This is a genomic window from Streptomyces sp. SID13726 (assembly GCF_010548375.1).
In the GTDB taxonomy this organism is placed as follows: Bacteria; Actinomycetota; Actinomycetes; order Streptomycetales; family Streptomycetaceae; genus Streptomyces.
This window is the reverse complement of sequence record NZ_JAAGLY010000081.1, coordinates 1-804: the sequence shown is the minus strand read 5'-3', so window position 1 is coordinate 804 and position 804 is coordinate 1. Positions and strand designations below refer to the sequence as shown.

Below are 804 nucleotides of genomic sequence, written 5' to 3'. Positions count from 1 at the left end.
CGGCCCCCTGGACGCCCCGGGGGCCAGGGACGAGGCCCTGCGCCGCGCCGCCGCCTGCGGCTACCTGGGGACCGGAACCGGCGACGTCGGCGACGCGGCAGAGGGGGAGCGGGCGTGAGCAGGCAGACCAGGCACAGCGACCACTGCGCGCCGGGCAGCCGGCACATCGACCCCCACGAGTACGCCTCCGTCTTCGGCCCCCGCGCCGGCGACCGGGTCCGGCTCGGGGACTCCGGGCTCACCGTCCGGGTCGAGTCCGACTCCCAGAAGCCGGGCGACGAGTTCCTGGCCGGCTTCGGCAAGACCGCCCGCGACGGGCTGCACCTGAAGGCCGCCGCCGTCCGCGAGACCTGCGACGTCGTCATCAGCAACGTGCTGGTGATCGACGCCGTCCTCGGCATCCGCAAGGTCTCCGTCGGCATCCGCGAGGGCCGGATCCACGCGATCGGCCGCGCCGGGAACCCGGACACCCTCGACGGGGTGGACGTCGTCGTCGGCACCGGCACGAGCATCGTCTCCGGCGAGGGCCTGATCGCCACCGCCGGCGCCGTCGACACCCACGTCCACCTGCTGTCCCCGCGCGTCATGGAGGCCTCGCTCGCCGCGGGCGTCACCACGATCATCGGCCAGGAGTTCGGCCCGGTCTGGGGCGTCGGGGTCAACTCCCCGTGGGCCCTCAAGCACGCCTTCAACGCCTTCGACGCCTGGCCCGTCAACATCGGCTTCCTCGCCCGCGGCTCCTCCTCGGACGCCGCGCCCCTGGTCGAGGCCCTGGCCACGACCTACGCCGCCACTCTGCTCCAG

At 74.6% G+C, this 804-nt stretch carries 1 pseudogene; it reads left to right on the top strand.

Features of this window, described 5'->3' with window-relative positions:
- Positions 1-165: 165 nt before the first annotated feature.
- A pseudogene (locus G3I78_RS46435) lies at positions 166-804 on the top strand (amidohydrolase family protein); the annotation flags it as partial.